This is a genomic window from Paremcibacter congregatus (genome assembly GCF_006385135.1).
GTDB lineage: Bacteria > Pseudomonadota > Alphaproteobacteria > Sphingomonadales > Emcibacteraceae > Paremcibacter > Paremcibacter congregatus.
The window spans coordinates 1421770-1444110 of record NZ_CP041025.1; the positions used below are offsets into that span (position 1 = coordinate 1421770).

The 22341-nt window shown below is 53.4% G+C and carries 18 protein-coding genes; 10 read left to right on the forward strand and 8 right to left on the reverse strand.

Annotation, left to right across the window (positions count from 1 at the left end; all coding sequences use genetic code 11):
* The first annotated feature begins 33 nt into the window (after window positions 1–33).
* Both FIV45_RS06285 and FIV45_RS06290 read left to right on the forward strand, forming a co-directional pair.
* On the forward strand, window positions 34–1233 hold the full coding sequence (locus FIV45_RS06285; RefSeq protein WP_099471529.1) for an MFS transporter: 1200 nt from the start codon (window positions 34–36) through the stop codon (window positions 1231–1233).
* A gap of 100 nt (window positions 1234–1333) precedes the next feature.
* Complete coding sequence (locus FIV45_RS06290; protein WP_099471918.1) at window positions 1334–1972, forward strand: response regulator transcription factor; 639 nt, start codon at window positions 1334–1336, stop codon at window positions 1970–1972.
* On the opposite strand, the gene FIV45_RS06295 is transcribed toward FIV45_RS06290, so the two are convergent.
* The 3 genes from FIV45_RS06295 to FIV45_RS06305 are packed head-to-tail and all read right to left on the reverse strand — an operon-like array spanning window position 1969 to window position 8889.
* Complete coding sequence (locus FIV45_RS06295; RefSeq protein ID WP_099471530.1) at window positions 1969–5490, reverse strand: PAS domain-containing hybrid sensor histidine kinase/response regulator; 3522 nt, start codon at window positions 5488–5490, stop codon at window positions 1969–1971. The genes FIV45_RS06290 and FIV45_RS06295 overlap by 4 nt on opposite strands.
* A 20-nt stretch (window positions 5491–5510) precedes the next feature.
* Window positions 5511–7544 (reverse strand): 3-hydroxybutyrate oligomer hydrolase family protein, encoded by a 2034-nt coding sequence (locus FIV45_RS06300; protein WP_099471531.1) that lies wholly within the window; start codon window positions 7542–7544, stop codon window positions 5511–5513.
* A 25-nt stretch (window positions 7545–7569) separates the two neighbouring features.
* A complete protein-coding gene (locus FIV45_RS06305) occupies window positions 7570–8889 on the reverse strand; it encodes a GntP family permease (protein ID WP_099471532.1) in 1320 nt (439 codons plus the stop codon).
* 227 nt (window positions 8890–9116) lie between these two features.
* On the opposite strand from FIV45_RS06305, the gene FIV45_RS06310 reads away from it, so the two are divergent.
* The 5 genes from FIV45_RS06310 to FIV45_RS06330 all read left to right on the forward strand — a co-directional run bounded on the left by FIV45_RS06310 (window position 9117) and on the right by FIV45_RS06330 (window position 15311).
* Window positions 9117–11339 (forward strand): TonB-dependent receptor, encoded by a 2223-nt coding sequence (locus FIV45_RS06310; RefSeq protein WP_204602053.1) that lies wholly within the window; start codon window positions 9117–9119, stop codon window positions 11337–11339.
* 165 nt (window positions 11340–11504) lie between these two features.
* Complete coding sequence (metZ, locus tag FIV45_RS06315; RefSeq protein WP_099471533.1) at window positions 11505–12725, forward strand: O-succinylhomoserine sulfhydrylase; 1221 nt, start codon at window positions 11505–11507, stop codon at window positions 12723–12725.
* A gap of 48 nt (window positions 12726–12773) precedes the next feature.
* Window positions 12774–13208: a Co2+/Mg2+ efflux protein ApaG gene (gene apaG, locus FIV45_RS06320; protein ID WP_204602055.1), complete on the forward strand. Its 435-nt coding sequence runs from the start codon at window positions 12774–12776 to the stop codon at window positions 13206–13208.
* Window positions 13209–13226: 18 nt separating this feature from the next.
* Window positions 13227–13841, forward strand: a complete 615-nt coding sequence (gene folE, locus FIV45_RS06325) for a GTP cyclohydrolase I FolE (RefSeq protein WP_099471534.1) — start codon at window positions 13227–13229, stop codon at window positions 13839–13841.
* Window positions 13842–13925: 84 nt separating this feature from the next.
* Window positions 13926–15311, forward strand: a complete 1386-nt coding sequence (locus tag FIV45_RS06330) for a TrkH family potassium uptake protein (RefSeq protein WP_204602057.1) — start codon at window positions 13926–13928, stop codon at window positions 15309–15311.
* Window positions 15312–15326: 15 nt separating this feature from the next.
* Here the strand turns inward: FIV45_RS06330 and FIV45_RS06335 are convergent, their stop codons facing one another.
* Window positions 15327–15824 carry a hypothetical protein gene (locus tag FIV45_RS06335; protein ID WP_099471536.1) on the reverse strand — a complete coding sequence of 166 codons (498 nt, stop codon included), beginning with the start codon at window positions 15822–15824 and terminating at the stop codon, window positions 15327–15329.
* A 106-nt stretch (window positions 15825–15930) separates the two neighbouring features.
* Here FIV45_RS06335 and argE point away from each other — a divergent pair, with 106 nt between their 5' ends.
* The 3 genes from argE to FIV45_RS06350 are packed head-to-tail and all read left to right on the forward strand — an operon-like array spanning window position 15931 to window position 18191.
* Window positions 15931–17091, forward strand: a complete 1161-nt coding sequence (gene argE, locus FIV45_RS06340) for an acetylornithine deacetylase (protein WP_099471537.1) — start codon at window positions 15931–15933, stop codon at window positions 17089–17091.
* Window positions 17092–17118: 27 nt separating this feature from the next.
* On the forward strand, window positions 17119–17688 hold the full coding sequence (locus tag FIV45_RS06345) for a nitroreductase family protein (RefSeq protein WP_099471538.1): 570 nt from the start codon (window positions 17119–17121) through the stop codon (window positions 17686–17688).
* 8 nt (window positions 17689–17696) lie between these two features.
* Window positions 17697–18191 carry a GNAT family N-acetyltransferase gene (locus FIV45_RS06350; protein WP_099471539.1) on the forward strand — a complete coding sequence of 165 codons (495 nt, stop codon included), beginning with the start codon at window positions 17697–17699 and terminating at the stop codon, window positions 18189–18191.
* On the opposite strand, the gene hslO is transcribed toward FIV45_RS06350, so the two are convergent.
* The 4 genes from hslO to FIV45_RS06370 form a co-directional block, all read right to left on the reverse strand.
* Window positions 18188–19075, reverse strand: a complete 888-nt coding sequence (gene hslO / locus FIV45_RS06355; protein WP_165776922.1) for an Hsp33 family molecular chaperone HslO — start codon at window positions 19073–19075, stop codon at window positions 18188–18190. The two genes, FIV45_RS06350 and hslO, sit on opposite strands and share 4 nt — an antisense overlap.
* A gap of 13 nt (window positions 19076–19088) precedes the next feature.
* Window positions 19089–20042, reverse strand: coding sequence for an ornithine carbamoyltransferase (gene argF / locus FIV45_RS06360; protein WP_099471541.1), 954 nt, complete (start codon window positions 20040–20042; stop codon window positions 19089–19091).
* Window positions 20043–20076: 34 nt separating this feature from the next.
* A complete protein-coding gene (locus tag FIV45_RS06365; RefSeq protein WP_099471542.1) occupies window positions 20077–21318 on the reverse strand; it encodes an aspartate aminotransferase family protein in 1242 nt (413 codons plus the stop codon).
* Window positions 21319–21412: 94 nt separating this feature from the next.
* The gene (locus FIV45_RS06370; RefSeq protein ID WP_099471543.1) at window positions 21413–22237 is read right to left on the reverse strand and encodes an ABC transporter permease; all 825 of its coding nucleotides are present in this window, start codon (window positions 22235–22237) and stop codon (window positions 21413–21415) included.
* Window positions 22238–22341: the final 104 nt, after the last annotated feature.

The following is a 22341-nucleotide window of genomic DNA, read 5'->3' on the forward strand; positions in this document are numbered from 1 at the left end:
AACGCCTCACGTATTGATTATGAAGCCCAATCCATGAATAAAATTTCTGCACACACCAACTGGGCCGCTGTCGGTTTTCTCTTTTGTCTCGGCATGGTGGCCTCGGCGCAGATTTTTAAACTGGCTCCGGCCTTACCCTACCTCAGATCCGAACTCAATCTTAGTCTGGTGGCGGGGGGATTGCTGTTTTCCATCATTAACATGACACCGGCGTTGATCGGGGTGGGGGCGGGCAGTCTGGCGGATCATGTCGGCTTCCGGCGGTCGTTGCTCTTCGGGCTTCTGGGGTTGGCCATCTCGGGGTTGTTTGGCAGCCTTAGCCATACTGTTGAATTTATTCTGTTGTTCCGCTTTTTCGAGGGTGTCAGCATTCTTGCGGTGGTGATTACAGCTCCGGCGATGATTTCATCCATTACCGCCCCGCATCAGCGCCATATAGCGCTTAGCCTGTGGAGCAGCTATATGCCGATGGGAGCTGCCCTGACGCTTCTGATGGCGCCCTATCTGCTGGATCAGATGGGCTGGCGGACGTTATGGCAGATTTCCGCCGGGATCGCATTTTTGATGGCGGGGATAATGTATTTCTTTCTTCATACGCCAAAGATCGCCACCCACAGTAAAACCGTTAGTGGTCTGTTTCGACGGCTGGGCGATGTTCTGTCAAAACCGGTGCCCTGGTTATTGACCATGCCGTTTCTGTTCTTCACGGCGCTGCAGGGGCCGATTCTCGCCTGGTTGCCCAGTTTTCTGATGGAACAACGTGGGCTGAGCGCCATGATGGCGGGTGTTCTGACAGCGGGTATTATCCTGTCCAATGTCGGGGGAGTGATGATGGGCGGAATTCTTCTGGCGCGGGGAATCCCGCATTGGCGGCTGATTTGCATATCCGGTATCCTGATCTTCTTTGGCAGTATCGGTCTGTTTAATGAACATCTGCCGGATATTATCCGCTATGGTTGTTGTATTCTCACCATTGGCCTGACGGGCATGTTGCCGACGGCGGCTTTATCCAGTGTGCCACAATTTGCCCCGACGGAAAATCATGTGGGCACCTTGAATGGCATGCTGATTCAGGGATCGCAAACCGGCCATTTTGTTGGTCCGCCGCTCTATGCCCTGATCGTTCATCGTGCGGGTGGTGACTGGGGAAGCGCTCTCGGGCTTTATCTTGTTTTTGCACTGTTGATTTTTTTCTGTGGTCTTTTGCTGAGACGATACGCAACATCAGAGTAAGGGATGTTCTGCCTTGTATAGTGACGGCCAGATGTGTATTTTCATCACAATATAAAAAGATATAAATCATCCCAGGGAGAGGCATGTGACAGATCCCGTCATGATATTGATTGCAGACGATCATCCGTTATTTCGCATGGCATTGACCCAGGCGATCGGCCTAGCTTTCGAGCAGGCGACGATTAAAGAGGCCGGCTCTATTGATGAGGTGCAACAGGCTTTGGAAAAGGGAACGCCTTATGACCTGCTGTTGCTCGACCTGCAAATGCCCGGGGCGCAGGGATTTTCAGGTCTGATTTACCTGCGTGGCCATTACCCGGAAATTCCTATTGTTGTGGTGTCGGGTAAAGACCCGGATAAGGTGGCGGCCAAGGCCATTAGTCATGGCGCTTCCGGCTTTATACCCAAGTCCACAGATCTGCCGGATATCGCGGCGGCGATAAAAACTGTATATGAGGGATCGGAATGGGTGCCCCCGGGGATTACCTTGACCCCGCATCAGGTGGAAGACGAGGAAACCTCTATCGCGGAAACCGTGGCGAGCCTGACCCCGCAGCAGTTCCGGGTATTCGGCTATCTGGCGGGCGGCATGCTCAATAAACAAATCGCCTATGAAATGGGGGTCGCGGAGGGAACTGTCAAAGCCCATGTCACGGGAATTCTGAAAAAATTTGGCGCTTATAGCCGCAGTCATCTGATTATCGCCGCCCAGAAACTTGATGCCGAGGAAGAAGCCTAGGCCTTGGGCCTCTGGTAGATGACCTGGCTGTTAATCAGGGCGCGCAATGCGGCGGCCTTTAACGGCTTCCTGAGAAACTTGTAGCCATGCTCCTCTGCCTGCCGTTTGACATCTTCGGTATAATCGGCGGAAATGACGATGCCGGGAATATCGCCCCCCATTCTGATTTGCAGGGTGTTCAGGGCGTCTATGCCATTCTTTCCCTTATCCAGATGATAGTCAGCCAATATGATATCCGGCTTGCCGTTTGCCGAAGTTCCTGCCACATCATCAAGGGCGCGGCAGCAGGTGACACGGCACCCCCAATTGGACAGTAACGCCTGCATCCCGGTGAGGATGTCCGGGTCATTGTCAATGCATAGAATATGCAGGTCGGCGAAGACCAGTCGGTTGGCGGGTGTTTTTTTCGCCGCTGTAGCTGATTTCTTCCGCAGGTGTTTTTTTGTCGACAGCGGCAGGCCTATGCTAAATACGGACCCTTTCCCCGGGGTCGAATTCACCGTCAGGGAATGATCAAGTAAGCGGCATATGCGTTCAACAATGGCAAGGCCGAGGCCGAGGCCCTGTTCCTTAGAATTGACTTCACTTTTCTGGTTCAACTGCTTGAATTCTATGAATATTTCGTCGAGCTTATGCTCGGATATCCCACATCCCGTATCATACACCTGCAGGGTGATACGGTCAGGGCCGCTGATGCGGCCCCCCACCAGAACCCGGCCCTGATCTGTATACCGAATGGCATTGCTGATAAAATTCTGCAGTACCCGACGCAACAGTTTCGGGTCGCTATGGACGATGGCCTTGGTGGGCAGCATCTTGAATGCAATGCCCTGATCGCGGGCGATGGCGGTAAATTCATGGTCCAGGTCGGTCAGCAGATCCATCAGGGCGAAATCACGAAGATCAGGCCGGAGAACCCCGGCGTCCAGCTTTGAAATTTCCAGCAGACCGTCAAGCAGACCTTCCACTGCATTCAGGCTGCTGTCCAGATGATTGATCAACGGCCGTATGTCGTTATCGGTTGTCTTTTCTGTCAGGGCCGAGGTGAACAGCCGGGCGGCATTCAGGGGTTGCAGAAGGTCATGACTGGCGGCGGCAAGGAAGCGGGTCTTGCTGATATTGGCCTGTTCCGCCTCGGCCTTGGCGGCCATAAGTTCGCCAGTGCGGGCCGTGACCCGTTGTTCAAGGATTTCATTGGCCCGCAACAGGGTATCGGCGGCCTGTTTATGGGTCGTAATGTCGGAATAGCTGGTAACGAATCCGCCACCGGGCAGGGGGCGTCCATGAATTTCAATCACACGGCCGTTGGGCAGGGTGCGCTCGACACTGTATTTGGTACCACGGCTTAAATGATCAAGGCGTTTTTGAATTTGCAGATCAATCTGTTCCGTGCCAAACAGGCCCTGGGTGGCGTTATGGGCCAGAACATCGCCAATATATCGCCCGGCATAAATAAAACCTTCCGGATAATCAAACATATCAAGATAACATTTGTTCCAGGCTACCAGATGCAGGTCCTTGTCCACTACGCTGATGCCGACATTGACATTTTCCAGGGACTTTTGCAGCAGAGTACGGTTGGCCTGAAAAACTTCCGAAGCCTCGTCAACGATGGAAACAAAATCATCCAGTTGAATCTCGCGGCCCTGCAGACCGGTATTAATGACTACACGGGCTGTGGCGGAGCCGATGGCGCCGGCGAGCAGATGTTCGGTAAACAGGACCAGATCATCATGGGCCGGTTGATTGGGCGAGAGAGCTTCCCCCCGTTCAGCGGCGAAATTGGAAAAGGCCTGCCGCGCTTGGGTAACGCCAACAAAACGTTCCCCAAGCGCCATCAGGTCGGACACTTTGGCGGAAGAGCGGATGACGACCCCGGGTTCTGTGGCAATTTGTGATCCGCTGTCGACGTAGGTGGCGGCTTGAATATGTTCGATCAGAGTGTGACGGCTCAATCGGGACAGCAAAACAAACGCCATAACATTGGCGCCAAGGCTCCAGATCAGGCCGTGGGTGACGGGGGTCATATTTTGTACGCCAAACAGGCTTTCCGGCCTGAGCAGGCTGAGGCCGAACAGGCCATTGTCAAGGATATCCGGGGAAATCCATCCGGCCCGGACCACGAGAGGCACCAGTAATGTGAAGCACCAAAGAGCAAAGCCGATGCAAATGCCCCCCATGGCGCCGCGATGGGTCGCGCCCTTCCAGTAAAGCCCGCCGACGATTGCCGGGGCGAATTGGGCCGCCAGAACCATAGACAGCAGTCCTATGGAGGCAAGGGCGTCAAAGCTGACCACCATGCGGTAATAAAAATAGGCGAGAAACATGATGGCGACGATGGTGATCCGGCGAATGGTAAGCAACAGCCAGCTGATGTCCTTACGTTCGTCAAGCCGCAACCATTTCAACCGCAGGATAATCGGCATGACCACATCGTTGGACACCATGGTGCTCAACGCCACGGCGCCGACGATCACCATGCTGGTGGCGGCGGACAGGCCGCCGATAAAGGCGAGCAAAGCGAGATCGGTGCGGCCAACGGTAAGCGGCAGGGTGAGGATATAGAGATCCTGATTACTGCCCGCTGACGGGGTGAGCAGACCGGCTGCGGCTATGGGAAAGATAAACAGGCTCATGCCAATCAGGTAAATGGGGAACAGCCAGCGGGTCAGGCGAATATCACCCGGTTCAGAATTTTCCACCACCAGCACATGGAACTGGCGCGGCAGGCAGAAAATTGCCGTCATGCCGAGTACGACGGAGGTCAGGAAGCTGTTGTGGCGGTTGCCCTCGGTGAAGATCGCCTGAATAGAGTCATTCTGTGCAATGCGGGCGGTAATATCCCCGAATCCGTCGAACAAACCGTAGGTGATAAAAAGTCCGACCCCGGTGAAAGCGGTGAGCTTGACGATTGATTCAAAGGCGATGGCCAGCATCATGCCTTCGTGATGTTCGTTGGATTTGATGTGGCGGGTGCCGAACAGGATGGTGAACAGCGCCATAAGGCCTGCAACGAAGATAGCGGTGTCTTCAAACAAATATATAGTGCCGGTATTGTGATCAAGGATCGTCTGACCGGTGAGTACATTGAAACTTGTTGACACGGCCTTTAACTGCAGGGCGATGTAGGGCACGACCCCCATGGTCGCCACGAGAGTGACCAAGATTGCCAGTTGTTGCGACTTGCCATAACGGGAAGACAGAAAGTCGGCGATCGAGGTGATATTCTGTTTCTTGGCCACCGTGATCATCTTGATCAGAAAGGGCCAGGCGAGTACAAGAACGATGATGGACCCCAGATAGGTTGGCGCCATGATCCAGCCGGTGGCGGCGGTTTGACCCGAGGTGCCGTAAAAAGCCCATGACGTGCAATAGACCGCCAGCGTTAGACTGTAAATCACGCTGCGATACCGGTTATGGGGGCGTTCGAGAGACCGCTTGTCCCCCCAGTAGGCTATGGCGAACAGCAGTCCGACATAGCCCAGTGAGACGGTGATGATAACCCAGGTTTGCAGCATATCAGCTCATGTTACTTATACTATTGAACGGGGATCTTGACGATTCCCTGTTCGATCTTAATGCGGGACTTGTCCACTGTCTGCAAAATTCCGGTCAGATGTTCTTCTGTGAGGTCTTCAACTTTGCCCGCGGTGTCCGTGGCGCGCCTTTTGGTCCAGATCACCTGACTGTCCGGCAGCGGTGTACCTTTGGTCATATGGTTATACATCAGATCCAGCGTTGTCGAGAAATAGTGATGCAGGGGCACATAACGATTGTTAAATCCGGGGAAGGCGTTGAAGGCGTCAAAATGATGCGCGTTGGCAATTTCGTAATAATGCAATTGGCTTTCGGCGCCTTCCACCAGGTGGTTAAGGCCCAGATAAGCGCGGGAACTGTGGTTGACGTGGATGAGTGCATCCGCCTGTCCGTGGACGATAATTGCCGGCTTGCCCTGCAGATTGGCGGTATGGTGCGTTTCCGCCATGCCCTTTTGCACGCGTTGTGCGTCGGGGCTGTTGCCGGTTACCAGATTTCTGTAACACAGACCAAAATCTATCGGCAGTTTCAGTTCTGTCGGCGCGAAGGTGAGGGAAGCTACCGGGGCAATACCGCCGGATTGGGCAAAGAGAGCCGCCATCTCGGCCTCGGTTTCGGCCACAGCCTGGCCCGTTGGCGACATTTTGGCGTAACTCAAGCCACACAGATTGTCGAGAGCGGAGAAACGGCCATACGCATTGCCATAATCTGCCGAAATTGAGGCCCAAAGTTTGATGGCGACATTGATCGGGCCAAGATCGAGGGTTTCATCCAGCACGCCCATTTCACGGATTTTGGCGGCGGATTCTGCTATTTGCCCCTCTGTGCTGTCCGCGTCGAGAAGGCCGCGGGCTTTGAGCAGGCCGCAATGACCTTCAAGAAGTTGTTTGGCAGCCGGATTTGCGCCCGCGCCAAACGGTGCGTTCAGGGCTGTTTCAGTCAGCACCGCGCAGGGCTGATAAAGGTTGAGAAACGTACTGTAATCATAAAGGTGTTTACTATGCCCGCGGAAGGGGGGCTGGTCACCCATCTGAATGGCGAAATCGCTGCCCTGGGGCATGGGCAGATTGGGCTCGGCCACGGCAACAGCATCAATCAGACCTTCCGTATCCTGCTCTGCAGCCATCAGGGAACTGTTGCCCCCTTGGGAAATGCTTGAACTGATCACCAGGGTATTCTCCGGGGTGAACAAGACCGCCCCGTCGCCGCGTTCCTTGTTCAGAACATAAAAGGCGAATTTGATTGAGGAGAGGACATACTGGCCCCAGTTTTTTTCATCATTAAGGCCGGAATGCGCGTGTTGCACCGCAACGCGATGAGGAAATTCCTCGTTATAGGCCTTTAGCTCCGGGGTCAGGGGGACGGTAAAACTTGACCGGTCCCCGGCGGTAACGGCATCGATCAGGCGTCCCTGCAGATCATAGACCTTGCCGGCGGTCAGATGATGAAAGCCGGTGCCGGTTCCCTTGTCAGTATAGGCAATGGCGCAGCCTTTCTTCAGAGCCCATTCGCCGGTGGTGCCGATCGCGCCGTAGATGCCGCGTGACCCGGAAGAGGGGCCGGTGATCAGGCAGGGCTTTTCATTATTGAAACTGGCGGGGATTTGCACCATCAGAGTGACATTCTGATGGGCGGGGCTGAGTTTCATAAAGCTAAGGTATTCTGTGCCGGCGACTTTGCCACTGGGGTCACTGTTGCCCACGTTGGGGCCGTAAATCCGGCCAAATCCACCCGCCGTCGACGTGTCGATCAGGGCGCGGTAGTTGGTATAGATGGCATACCGGCGCAGTTCCTCCACGGTCGGCGCGTCCGGGTTGTGAAAGCCGGGTGGTGTCGGGGATTGCAAACCTTCAAGGCCAAGCCCGCCGGTGAGCAGGTCATCACTTTGTCCATCATAGGCAGTGCGCACCAACTCGCCGACCAGAAAGTCCGGGGCGACTGATTGCGCGATGCTGCTTTCTTTCTCGGCAGCACATGCGGTAAGGCCGAGCGCAGTGACCCCGGTCAGGGCTAATCCAAAAAAACGATTTGTCATGATGTTTCCCTCTTTTTCTATCACGTTATATCAAAAACAATGCAATGGCCATGATGACCCCTAACACTGGCACAATTACCGTCAGTGCTGCAAGGGGGCCGTAGGCGTCTTTATGCTTTTCGCCGCAGATGGCGCGGATGGTGGTGACCACATAGCCATTGTGAGGCAGGCTGTCGAGCGCGCCTGACGAAATGGCAACCACCCGATGCAGGGCGTCAGGGTCAACCCCGAGGTCCAGATAATGCGGTGCGAGAACCGGCAGGGCGATGGACTGACCACCAGACGCGGACCCGGTAAGACCGGCAATGACACTGACCGCAACAGCGGCGCCGATGAGTTCGTGGCCCGGCAAGCTGGTCATGGCCTCGACGACAACGCCGAAAGCCGGGGACGCCTTGGCGACGGTGCCGAAACCCACTACGGCGGCGGTATTGCCAATGGCGATCAACGCACCGGCGGTGCCGGTGGATAACGCGCCTTCGAGATTTTTGAACAGTTTCCAGTTGAAGATGATGGTGCTCAACACCCCGGCGCTCAGTGCGATTAGCAGCGCGGATTGCTTGAGGCTGTCATGGAAGGCGAAGGCCACGCCGAGCACCAGGATCAATGGCACCATGCTGAGAAAAGGATTGGGTAAGGTACCGTTTTGCACAATGATCGGGTCATTTTCCCGCTCATCATAGGCTTCGCCATTTTCTACGGCCTTGCGGATCATGCGTTTCAGCCACCAGAATCCAAAGCTCGCCATAAAAATTGCCACGACGATGCTGACCTGCCAGCCGGAATAAAGCGTCGTGCCGAGGAATTTGATCGGAATCACGTTCTGGATTTCCGGTGATCCGGCGGACGTCATGGTGAAGGTGACGGAGCCAAAGGCCAGGGCCGCAGGTATGAAACGGCGGGGGAGGTTGGCTTGTTTAAACAGGCTGAGCGCCATAGGGTAGACGGAAAAAGCCACGACAAAAAGACTGACACCACCGTATGTCATCACGGCGCAGGCCGCGACAATGGCGAATACCGCATGGGTCATGCCGAGCTTGCCGACGATCCAGTGGGATATGCTGTCGGCCGCCCCGCAGTCTTCCATGACCTTGCCGAATATGGCGCCGAGGATAAAGATCGGGAACCAGGAGAAGATAAAGCCTGAAAAGCCCTGCATGTAGCTCGCCACATAGTCAGCCTGCCCCGGGTCGGCCCATTGCGGAAAAAGCGCAAGGCCGCTCATCAGTGCGACAAACAGGGCCGACAAAGGCCCGGCGATCATTACATTGACCCCGCGAATGGTCAAAATAATAAGGAGGAGCAGGCCACCGATCAGGCCAATCATACTTAATGGTTCACTCATGAGTCTCTCTAATATTTCTTATAATTCAAAGAGGTAACCTGATGGTCCTCTTCTTTTATGATTGTGTTATGTCATCCCATAGTGAAGGATCAACCGGGCAGGAGACCATATGGACCATGGTCTAGGGTCACAGATTGACCAGCCGATGATAGAGTAAGGTTAATGATTGGCGATCCTCCAGAAAAGGTAGGAGCCGATAACTGAAAAGCAAAATATAGGTATTATTTATGGGAGACGACCAAATGAAAAACTGCCTGTCACACAAATTATTATCCTCCATTTCACTCGGCGCAGTTCTATTGACGACCAGCCTCACTCAGGGGGCTTATGCCGCTGAGGGCGAGGTCATGCTGGAAGAAATCACGGTCACGGCCCGCCGTCGGTCAGAAAGCCTGCAGAGCGTACCGGTGGCTGTCACGGCCTTTAGCGCAGATGCGCTGGGCAAAGTCAATATGACGGATATTACAAGCATTACGGAATCTGTCCCGAGCACGACCTTGAAAGTTTCCCGTGGCACCAACACGACCATCACGGCCTATATCCGGGGTATTGGCCAACAAGACCCGGTGGCGGGTTTTGAATCCGGCGTGGGGATTTATCTTGATGATGTCTATCTGAACCGCCCGCAAGGCGCGGTTCTGCAGATCATGGATGTGGAGCGTATCGAGGTTCTGCGTGGACCACAAGGTACGCTATACGGACGTAATACCATCGGCGGGGCCCTTAAATACGTTACGAAACGTTTGGGTGATGAGCCGGAAATGCGGGTGAAGCTGTCCGGCGGGACCTATGGTCAACTCGACGGATTGGCGTCTTTCTCCGCACCGGTATCTGATGGTTTGAAAGTCGGCGGGGCGCTGGCCTATTTCAGTAACAATGGTTACGGCGACAACCTGACGACAGGCAAAAACCAGTATGACAAAGATATTTTTGCGGCCCGCCTGTCTGCGGAACTGACACCGTCTGAGAATTTCTTCCTCCGTCTGTCCGGTGATTACACTAAAGATAATTCAAATGAAAAATCAGGACATCGCCTGCAGGTCAGCAACAACACAAATGCGCCGGTTCTGGACAATGTCTATGATACACGCGGTGGCATCACAGGCCCTCAGGAAGTCAGTCAGAAAGGCGTTTCCCTGGCGATGGAACTCGAGGTTAATGATATGGTGACCTTGAAGTCGACCACGGCCTACCGGGAAGATGACACGGAAACAGTGATTGACTTTGACGCGTTGGCGCCAAATGATTTTGACGTTCCGGCGATTTATCGCAATGATCAGTTGAGCCAGGAATTCCAGGTTGTTTATGAGCAAGATAAACTGAACGGTATTTTCGGCTTCTATTACCTCGACGCCAACGCCATGCATTCCTTCGATGTGGTGCTCGCTGGGCTGGGCGTGACGGCCTATACTTTTGGGGACGTGAATACCAAGACCTGGGCGGCCTTTGCAGATGTCAATTATGATATCAGCGAAACGTTCAGTGTTGGTCTGGGTGGGCGTTATACCAGCGACAAAAGAACCGCGACGGTGCTGCGCCAAACATTTCTCGGAGCAAATTCTCCAGCATTTGGTAATGACACGGCTTTCCAGATCGCCCAACCGGCGGATTTTACCGAAAGTGACACATATAAGAAATTTACCCCGAAGGTTAGCCTGAAGTGGCAACCGAGTGACGACATGAACCTTTATGCCTCCTTCAGTCAGGGCTTCAAAGGCGGTGGCTTTGATCCACGCGGGGATGACCGGGCCAAGGATGGTTTCCTGCCGGAAACGGTTAATGCCTTTGAAATTGGTTTGAAATCGACGTTCGCTGAAGGTCGGGTGAAAACCAATATCGCGACCTTCTTCAGTGATTATAAGGATATTCAGGTTCCAGGCTCTGTTGGTGTCGACAGCGATAATGACGGGGTGGAAGACACTTTTGTCGGAACGGTGACCAATGCCGGTAAAGCGGAAATATGGGGTGTCGAGTTTGAAAGCACGGCTCTGTTGTCCGAAAATTTGACCGCCAATGTTAATCTGGGTTATGTCAATGCCGACTATAAGCAATGGCTGGTTCAGGATGTTGATATTTCAGATGATAAGGTCTTCCAGAATACGCCTGAATTCACAGCCTACATGTCTTTGAATTATGCTCAGGACATGAATATGATGGGGGGTGAAGGCGTATTGGACCTGATTGGTTCCGTGGCTTATCGCAGCAGCACCCATGTATTTGAAGACCCAATTCCGCTGCTTGATGAAGATGGCTATGCGTTGGTGAACGCCAGCATCGTCTGGACATCGGAAGATGGTGGTATCCGGGTTGGCCTGCATGGCAAGAACCTGACGGACAAACATTACAAAGTGGCGGGCTATAACTTCCCGACCCTGGGCCTGGAAGGTAGCGTGACGGCCTTTTACGGTGCACCCCGCACCTTCACGGCGACGGTTGACTTTAAGTTTTAGAAAACAAACAATATGACAGAAAAGAGGCGGTTTTTCCGCCTCTTTTTTTGTGTCAAAAGCCTGGGTTCATTGTCACTATTTTTGTGATATGGTCAGCTTTTCTTGACGACGTGGGCATTAGGGGATACCAAGTCGGGTGAATTTAACATCGAGCGAGTGAGACACATGAAAAAGGACACCGGACAGAATCGCGATATCACGTCACAATGGCGGCTTCAGACCCAACTGGTCAGAGGCGGCACGTGGCGCAGTGAAATGGGCGAGACCTCCGAAGCCATGTTCATGACGTCCGGTTACGCCTATGATTGCGCCGAAGACGCCGCCGCCCGCTTTGCCGGGGATCAGGAAGGCTATACCTATTCCCGTCTGCGCAATCCCACGGCGGCGATGTTCGAAGATAAAATGGCCTTGATTGAAGGTGCCGAGGTCGCCCGCTCGACGGCGACCGGCATGGCGGCAGTGACGGCAGCGATGCTGTCGATCGTCAAAGCCGGTGATCACGTGATCTCCAGCCGGGCACTGTTTGGCTCCTGCCGCTATGTGATTGAAACGCTGATGCCGAAATTCGGCGTCGACTTCACTCTGGTGGACGGATCTGATCATAGCGCCTGGAAAGAGGCTTTCCGGCCCAATACGGTGGCGGTGTTCCTGGAAACCCCGGCCAACCCGACGCTGGATGTGGTGGATGTGCAATTTGTTTGCGATCTTGCCCATGAAAATGGTGCTGTGGTCGTGGTTGATAATGTTTTCGCCACGCCAGTGTTGCAGAAGCCGATAGAGATGGGGGCTGATGTGGTGATTTATTCTGCCACCAAACATATCGACGGGCAGGGGCGCTGCCTCGGCGGCTGTATCCTGACCACAGATGCGCTGATGGACGAAACCATCCTGCCATTTCTGCGCAACACCGGCCCCAATATCAGCCCGTTTAACGCCTGGGTGATGCTGAAGGGGCTGGAAACGCTCGATCTGCGGGTGGAACGCATGTGTGGTAACGCCGCGAAAGTCGCCGATGCCCTTTCAGACATGGGGGGACTGGATTTCGTAAAATATCCGGGCAGGTCTGATTTTGCCCAGCATGAACTGGCCATGAAACAGATGAGTATGGGGGGCAGCATTATCGCGCTGCATGTGCCGGGCGGTCGGGAGCAGGCATTTAAATTCCTGAATGCCTTGGACATTATTGATATTTCCAATAATATTGGGGATGCGAAAAGTCTGATGACCCATCCGGCAAGTACGACACATGCCAGTGTGGCGAAAGAGAGCCGTCTTGAACTGGGCATCGATGAAGGCTTGCTGCGTTTGTCGGTCGGGCTGGAACATGCCGATGACTTGATCGAAGATTTGATCCAGGCGGCGGCTATTGCGCGTATAACGAAATAAGAAGAGCCAAAGTGCTCTTTGACACAAAAGCTATTTGGGCAAGGATATATGAGCAAGGACGAGGTTGATGTAATGACGATTGGCACACATGCTTATGAGGCAACGACTCATGGCGTGCGGGTCTCTGTTCAGCCTTTTTATCTCGAGGAAGAATCTGATCCGGAAGAAGGGCAGTTTTTCTGGGCATATCAGGTACAGATCGAGAATCTCGGTGATGAGACGGTGCAACTGAAAAGCCGTTACTGGCGCATTACGGATTCCCTGGGCAGAACCGAAGAAGTCCATGGTGACGGGGTCGTGGGGGAACAACCGATGATCGATCCCGGATATGTCTTTGAATATACCAGCGGTGCGCCACTGACCACAGCCTCCGGCTTTATGGGGGGATCTTATGAAATGCATAAGAACGACGGATCTGCGTTCGAAGTTGAAATCCCCAGTTTCTCGCTTGATAGCCCTTATAGCTCACATACAGTTAATTAAACGTACAGGACCAATCTTGTGAAAGATAATGTTAAACATCAGGGAATAATAAAACCGACTCAAAAGGAAGCCGAAGACGCTGTCCGTACTTTGCTGCGGTGGGCCGGGGATGATCCGGAGCGGGAAGGCCTGCTGGATACGCCAAAACGGGTGGCGAAATCTTACAAGGAATTTTTCCGCGGCTACGAAGAAGACCCCCGACAAACCCTGTCTCGTACTTTTGAAGAAGTTTGCGGGTATGACGAAATGATCGTGCTCAGGGATATTCCGTTTGAATCTCATTGTGAACACCATATGGCGCCAATCATTGGGCGGGCCCATGTGGGCTATTTGCCGGATCAGCGGGTCGTTGGCATCAGTAAACTGGCCCGGGTGGTGGAAACCTATGCCAAACGCCTTCAGGTGCAGGAAAAAATGACGGCGCAAATTGCCGACTGTATACAGGAGGTGCTGGAACCTCTTGGGGTTGGCGTGATTATTCAGGCGACACATGAGTGCATGTCGACGCGGGGCGTGCATACTCACGGGGTTTCCATGGTAACAAGCCGTATGGTCGGGGCGTTCCGCAAAGACGATAAAACCCGTCGTGAGTTTCTCGCGGTGGTAGGGACGTTTGATTCCCATAAAGGATAACCTCAAAGGGTGGCATAGGGATTGGTTGATCTAAGGCCTATATTTCTTATTAACGGGCTTTTCCTGCTTATTTTGGGGGTAGGGATGCTTTTCCCTGCGCTGGTCGATGTGGCTGTGGACAATCCGGACTGGCAGGTCTTTGCCATTTGTTCCGGTATTGTCATGTTTGTCGGCGGCATGCTGTTTCTGACCAACCGTGGTGAAGACAAGGAATTGTCTATTCAGCAGGCCTTTATCCTCACGGTGTCTACCTGGGTGGTGATTCCTGTGTTTGGGGCCCTGCCTTTTGTTTATTCCGATCTGGCGTTGAGCTATACAGATGCTTTCTTTGAAGCCATGTCCGGCTTGTCGACCACGGGGTCAACAGTTATTACCGGGCTTGATGGTGCGCCACCGGGTATTTTGCTGTGGCGGGCGTTGCTGCAATGGTTCGGCGGGGTGGGCATTATTATCATGGCGGTGATTATCCTGCCTTTCCTTCGGGTCGGGGGGATGCAGCTCTTCAAGATCGGCGCTTTCGATACGGCGGAAAAGGTTCTGCCGCGGGCCGCCCAGCTCGGGGTGGCGATCTCGCTTCTTTATGTAGGGCTGACGATTATTTGCGCCGCAGCGTTATGGATGGCGGGAATGACTGTTTTCGAGGCGGTCTGTCATGCCTTTACCACCATCGCCACCGGTGGATATTCGACATCTGATGGCTCCATCGGGCATTTCGACAGTGCGTTGATCGATTATATCATTGTGCTGTTTATGATCATCGGCAGCATGCCGTTTATTCTGTATCTGAAAATGGTTCAGGGGCATAGTTTTGTTCTCTGGCAGGATTCGCAGGTGCGATGGTTTTTATCGCTTCTGGTGCTTTTGATTGCGATCATGACCCTGTGGCGCTGGAGCGACGGCAATCAGAATATGATTGAGGTATTGCGCTATACTGTGTTTAATGTGGTGTCAATATTGACCGGCACGGGTTTCGCAACCACGGATTACACCGCCTGGGGATCCATGGCGGTGGTGTTTTTCTTCTTTATCATGTTCATTGGCGGCTGTGCGGGGTCGACGTCCTGCGGGATCAAGATTTTCCGGTTTCAGGTGATGGTGACCATGGTGGTGGCGCATTTACGTAAAATCCTGCGGCCGAATGGTATTTTCCTGCCGCGTTATAACGACAGGCCCATTTCGACAGATGTCATGGGGTCTGTGATCAGTTATCTGTTCTTGTTTCTGGTGTGTTTCCTGATATTGGCGTTGGGCCTGTCCCTTACGGGGCTGGATTTTATTACCGCGATTTCAGGAGCGGGTACGGCGATGGCTAATGTGGGACCGGCTCTGGGACCGACCATCGGGCCGACGGGAACGTTTCAGACCCTTCCTGATACCGCGAAATGGTTTCTAACCATGGGGATGTTACTGGGCCGACTCGAATTATTTGCTGTTCTTATTCTGTTTTCGCCGCAATTCTGGCGGGCGTAACAACGCCGCCGATGCCTACGGATCGTCAGGGTCTTCATTCTCGATGATGGCGACCAGTAATTGTCGTTGATGCGCCAGCAAGGAGAAATGCTGGTCGAGTTTCTTAATCAATTGCCGGGCTTCTTCCGCATCAATATAGCCGGGGGTGACGCTCGTGGGACTGATGCTGTCAAGGATACCCCCTATATTGGCGGCATTTTTCTGACTTGCGCGAGAGGCGATGCCATGCCAGTCGACGTCTTCTTCCAGTGTTTCAATGGGCAGGAAAACACCGCCGGCGAGAAAGGCGAAATGTTCGGATATCACCGTGGCGTCGGTTTCGCGCACCAGTTTCTCTACCCGTTCAAGCGACAGCTCCGCATCGCCGTTCGGATCGGTGAAATCATAGGCGCGGGTCCGGCCGATATCAAGAATCTCCATAACCTTTGGAATGCCGCCGACCTGGCGGAAAAGTTCGCTGATGACCGCTTTGGTTGAACCATATTTGCGTCGTTTTAATGGATTGAATGTCATATGTTTCCTCGCCCGGGCATTTTATTCTTGCTTTCATGTTTGATATGGTCACGATGATCGCCATATGTCCATAGGAAATTATAGCGTAAAAATTACAGGGCCGTAAATGAAAGAATACTCCGCCGAACAGATGCTTGAAAAACTTGTGGCATTCGACACGACGAGCTGGAAATCCAACCTGGAATTGATTGACTTTGTCACGGCTTATCTGGAAGGTCATGGCGTGCCGGTCAGAACATTTTTCAATGAGGAAGGCACAAAGGCCAATTTGCTTGCAACCATTGGACCTGAAGATATGCCGGGCATTATCCTGTCCGGTCATACTGACGTGGTGCCGGTGACGGAGCAAAAATGGTCCGGGGACCCCTTCGCAATGTGGGGGAATGATGACAGGTTATATGGTCGTGGCACTTGCGATATGAAGGGCTTCATCGCCTGTGTTCTGACCGCTGTACCGGATTTTGTCGCTGCTGACCTGAAAGAACCGATCCATCTGGCCTTTTCCTACGATGAGGAGAACGGCTGTACGGGGGTGATGAGCCTGGTGGAGCATGTGGGCAAGATGCCCGTCAAGCCGCGGGCCTGCATTGTCGGCGAGCCCACATCAATGAAGGTGGTTAATTCTCATAAGGGCATATGTAACATGCTGACCCGGGTGACGGGGCATGAGGCCCACAGCAGTACGGATCGGGGCATTAATGCGGTGATGTATGCGGCGGACATGGTGCAGTTTATTTCAGGTCTGGCCGCTGAAATGCGGGAGAGGAAGCCTCTGGTTGAAGGCTTTGATCCGCCTTATACCACCATTCATGTCGGACGGATGTCCGGCGGAACCGCGCCCAATATCACGCCGTCCTATTGCGAATTTGAGTGGGATTGTCGCACCATTCCGGGCAGTGATGAAGAGGAGGTGCTAACACGTTTCAACACCTATGTGGACGCAGAAATTATCCCGTCAATGGAAACCCAGGCAGCGGGGTATGGTGCGGTTGAAACAGAGGTGACGTCGAAAGTCCCGGCATTGTTGCCGCAAACGGGATCATCGGCAGAAAGTCTTGTGATGGCGCTGGCCCACCAGAATGAGGTGCAGGTGGTCTCCTACGGGACGGAAGCCGGGCATTTCCAACAAACCGGCGGCGTGCCGACGGTGGTGTGCGGGCCGGGCAGCATATTGCAGGCCCATCGCCCTGATGAATTTATTGAAATCGCCCAGATGCGGGCCTGCGAAGATTTCTTGCAGCGCTTGCTGGATGTGGTGAAAAAATAAGAAACAAACGATACAGGATTAAAATATATGTCAGTGATTGATGCCATCAAAGCCCGCAACAGTATTCCTTTTCTGACGGACGAAGATATTCCCCGGGAGATGATCACAGAAATTCTTGATGCCGCCGTGTGCACACCGGTACATTATTGTACTGACCCTTGGCGTTTTCTGGTGATCCGGGGGGAGGGGCGCCACCGTTTTGGCGACTTTATGGCGGAACGGATGAAAAAAACGCTCCCTGACCCGGATTGTCCGGATAATGCCGCTTTCCTGGATAAGATCCGCAAGAAGCCTTTGCGGGCTCCGGTTATTATTGCGGTTGGCGCGGCAAAGCCGGATACGCCGAAAGCTTTGCATATGGAGGATGTGGCGTCTGCCAATGTGGCGTGCCAGAATATTTTGCTGGCGGCAGGAGAACTTGGTCTCGGGGGCATCTGGCGCACCGGTGGTTTGACTTACGGAGAAGATACGGTGGCGTTTCTCGGGTTTGAGGCGGACACCAGACTGGTTGGATTCATTTATTTAGGGTATCCCAAACGTGACCTGCCACCGAAAGAGCGCAAGACTGCGGAAAGTTTCACCCGGTATATGGAATAGACACAATTATGCAGATTAGAGAAGCCATGTCAGGCGATTTTGAGGCCATCTGGCCGATCCTGAAGGAAATCGTCAGAAGTGGGGAATTCTATGCCTATGATCGCGAAACCACCTATGAGGAAGCCTTCGGTTTATGGATGACGGCGCCGCATAAAACATATGTCGTCGAGAATGAGGGAGATGTTCTGGGCAGCTATTTTATTAAGGCCAATCAGGCCGGGCCAGGCAGTCATGTGTGCAACTGTGGCTATATGGTGTCGTCTCTGGCGCGGGGCAAGGGTCTCGCGACCCTGATGTGCGTGGATTCGCAGAAGATTGCGGTCGAGCTTGGTTATAAAGCCATGCAATTCAATATGGTGGTGTCCCGCAATGAAGTCGCGGTGCAACTGTGGCACAAGCTGGGGTTTGAAACCGTCGGACGTCTGCCAAAGGCTTTCGACCACCCCCGCCATGGTCTTGTGGATGGTCTGGTGATGTATAAATGGCTGGCGGATGACGCCTAGTTGATGAGTTTTTTCAGCTCGAACTTGTGATCGGTCTTACAGAATTCACAGGTCATGGTGATGACGCCTTCTTCGGCGATATCATGGAGTTCTTCGGTCTTGAAGCTGGCGAGCACGGTGCGCAGTTTCTTGTCCGAGCAGCGACAGCCGGTGGTCAATTCCGTATTGGTGAAAACCCGGACCCCGCTTTCATGGAACAGCCGTAACAACAGGTCCTGCAGGGACAGAGTCGTGTCGAGAAGCTCTTCTGACTTGACGCTGCCAAGCAGGATAGAGGCGGTGTTCCACTGGTCTTCCGCATCATCGCTTTCATGCACCCGGGCGGCTTCTGCCTGGGTATTCCGGGCTAGATGCTGGATCATGATTGCCGCGCCACACCATTTTCCGGCCGCGTCACGGGCGCAGTCAATCATCAAATGGGTCGGTAATTGTTCCGAAGTATGGAAATATTCTTCCGCGGAGGCTTTCAGGCTGTTGTTTTTCAAGGCGACAATCCCCTGATAGCGTTCCATATACTGGCCCTGATCCATGGTGATCATCATTTGCCCATTGCCAAGTGTGGGCAGGCCGTCCGGCGCTTCATTCAGACCGCAATATCCGCGGACAACCCCGGTGCCTTTACCATCAGTGGCATAGTCGCTGACCAGGCTTTTTACCGCGCCGTCGCTTTTCAGTTGCAGCGTCAGGATGCCGTCGAACTTCATCATACTGCCGAGCAGGGCGCTGATGGTCATCGCCTGTCCCAAATCGCGGGAGACGGCCTCGGGGTAGTTGTGTTTTCCCAAAACCTCATTCAGGCTTTTATCAAGGCGGATGATGCGGCCTTTGATGTCCTGTCCTTCGATCTGAAACGCGAGGCAACTGTCGGTGTAGATTGGGGGCATGATCTTGTTTTCACTATTTTCCGAAGCACCACATGAGGATGCTTTTCTGGATATGCAGACGGTTTTCGGCTTCTTCCCAGATGACGGACCGGGGACCGTCAATGACTTCATCGGTTACTTCCTCGCCCCGATGGGCCGGGAGGCAATGCATGAACAGGCTGTCCTTATGGCTCTGGCGCATCAGATTGCGATTAACCTGATAAGGGGACAGAATGGCGATCCGTTCGGCGCCATCGGTGTCACCCATTGAAACCCAGGTATCGGTGATGATGCAATCTGCATCCTTGGCGGCGACCTGCGGATCTTGGGTCAGGCTGACCTTGCCGCCATTGTTGGTTGCCCATTCGAGCACTTGCGTTGGCGGGCTGAATTCCTTTGGACAGGCAAGAACGAGTTCGCAGTCAAACAGGACAGCCGCATGGATCCAGGACACCGCCACGTTATTTCCGTCCCCGGACCAGGCAATTTTCTTGCCCTTGATGGCGCCGCGATGCTCTTCGAAAGTCAATACATCGGCCATCACCTGACAGGGATGGGAAAAATCGGTCAGGGCGTTGATCACCGGAACGGCGGCATGTTCGGCCATTTCCAGCAGGGAATCATGGTCGTCGGCCCGTAACATCACGGCATCGACAAAACCCGACAGAACCTGGGCGGTATCTGAGACGGATTCCCCCCGGCCGAGCTGCATGTCGCCGCCCTGCAGCACAATGGCGGTGCCGCCCAGCTGATGTATGGACATTTCAAAAGATACCCGGGTGCGGGTAGAGGGTTTTTCAAACACCATCGCCAGACTTTTATCGGCGAGAGGGCGATCGGGATGGATAAAGCCTTTGCCATGCCCATCTTCGGTGGCGGTGGCTTTGAGACTTTTGGCCTTCTCGATAATCTCCCGGGCCTCTTCCTTTGTCAGACTGGCGAGGTCGAGGAAATGTCTATATGGCGGCTTCAGTTTAAAGTGGCTCATGCTATTGACCTGCTTTCTCTTTAAGATCGCGCGGTTATTCTTCGTCGGAAATTGGTTCGGGCAGTTCTTTTTCAATTTCCGCACAAATGGTCTCGAATTTACCAAGGGCTTCTTCGACCTGGTCCTGAGTGATGATCAACGGAGGCAGAATGCGCACAGTATTATCTGCGGCGCCTACCACAAGAAGGCCATGTTCCATCGCCTTGGCGACAAAGTCAGCAGGGGCCACGGTCAATTTCAGACCAAGCATTAATCCCACCCCGCGCACCAGTTCAATGATTCTGGGAAATTTCTTGCGCAGCGTCATCAGGCCCTTGCGGAGTTCAAACGACATTTGATCCACATGATCAAAGAACCCGTCTTCGAGCATAACGTCGAGAACGGCATTACCGATGGCCATGGCCATCGGATTGCCGCCGTAAGTGGAGCCGTGGCTGCCAGTGGTCATGCAGCGGCCGACTTTTTCCGTGGCCAGACAGGCGCCCAGCGGGAAACCACCACCAATGCCCTTGGCGGCACACAGAATGTCGGGGGTGATTTCGCTATGTTGGTGAGCGAACAGTTTACCGGTCCGTCCCATGCCACACTGGATTTCATCCATGATCAGCAAAATACCGTGTTTGTCGCAAATATCGCGCAGGATCTGAAGGTTGTCGGCGGAAACCGGTTTAATACCGCCTTCGCCCATCACAGGTTCCAGCATGATGGCGGCCGTTTTGTGGGTGATGGCTTTTTCGACCCTGCTCATATCGCGATAGAAAGGCACATAATCAAAAGCATCCATCATCGGGCCGAAACCCTTGATCAGTTTTTCCTGACCAGATGCGGCGATGGTGGCCAGGGTCCGGCCATGGAAACAGCCTTCGAAAGTGATAATGCGGTAACGCTCTGGAGCGCCATTTTCATGATGGTACTTACGGGCCATTTTCATGGCGCATTCGACGGCTTCCGCACCGGAATTGGTGAAAAACATGGTGTCGGCAAAACTGTTTTGCGCCAGCCGGTCGGCGAGTTTTTCCTGTCCCGGAATACGATAAATATTGGACGTGTGCCAGACCTTGCCGGCCTGGTCTGTCAGGGCCTTGACCAGCGTCGGATGACAGAAACCAAGATTGTTGACGCCAATGCCACAGCCGAAATCAAGATATCGGTTACCGTTCTCGTCATATGCATAAACACCTTCGCCATGATCGATGGCGATGGGGGCGCGGGCATAGGTCGGCAAGACGGGCGGAATAAGGCTTTCTTCCTGGTTGTCTTCACGGCTGTTCTTCATAGTCTGATCTCTATATTATAAGTGGTACGCATTCAGGCGGCAGAATATCTCTTTTAACGACTGATCTGTCAATATAACATTGTGTCTTATATAATTATGGCCGTAATTTATAGCCTGAGCTGAACATTCGATAGCATGCCAGGGTCAAAATGACGTTTAGAGCGGCAATATAAACCACCCCCACTGTGAGATTGCCATCTGCATGATCAATGATTCCATAGCGGAATCCGTCGATCAGGTAGAAAAAAGGATTAAGCTGGCTGATGTCATGCCATATGCCGGGCAGGCGGTCGATGGAATAAAAGGTGCCGGACAGAAAGGACAAAGGAACAATGACAAAATTGGTGATGCTGGAACTTTGTTCCCATTTTTCCGCCCAGATGCCCGCCATGATTCCCAATAAAGCAAGCATGGTGGCCGCTGACAGACCGAAATAGGCCACGGCCCAGAGGTTAGGGAAACTCAAATTGGTGAACAGATACATGGACGCGGTAACGAATATGCCCACCAGCATGCCACGGGTGACGGCGGCGAGGGTATAGGCGAAGGTCATTTCCCCGGGCCCCAGAGGCGCGAGTAGCAGGTCAATAATATTACCCTGCATTTTGGCGGTCATCAGACTGGATATGGTATTGGCAAAAGCGTTTTGCAGGATCGCCATAATGATGAGACCCGGTGCAAGAAAGGCTTCGAAAGGGATGTCGCCATTATATCGGGGGCTGCCGCTGAGTGCGATGGTGAAAATGGTCATGAACAGGGCCGTCGTAATGACCGGCGACAGCACGGTCTGTCCGACCACTTTGAAGAAGCGGCGAACTTCTTTGGCATACAATGTCCATACACCAAGCCAGTTGATGGCGCCGATTCTCTTTTCGCCAAAGGCGGGAAGGGCGGGTCCGTTCTTACTCTTGTGTTCCATAGGGGCTACCTGATAAATACTTTGATTTTTTTGTGGGTCTGATTTTTACAGGAGAAAAGCCATGACTGCAAGCATTCGGACCTTGACCTTTCGCACACAGAAGA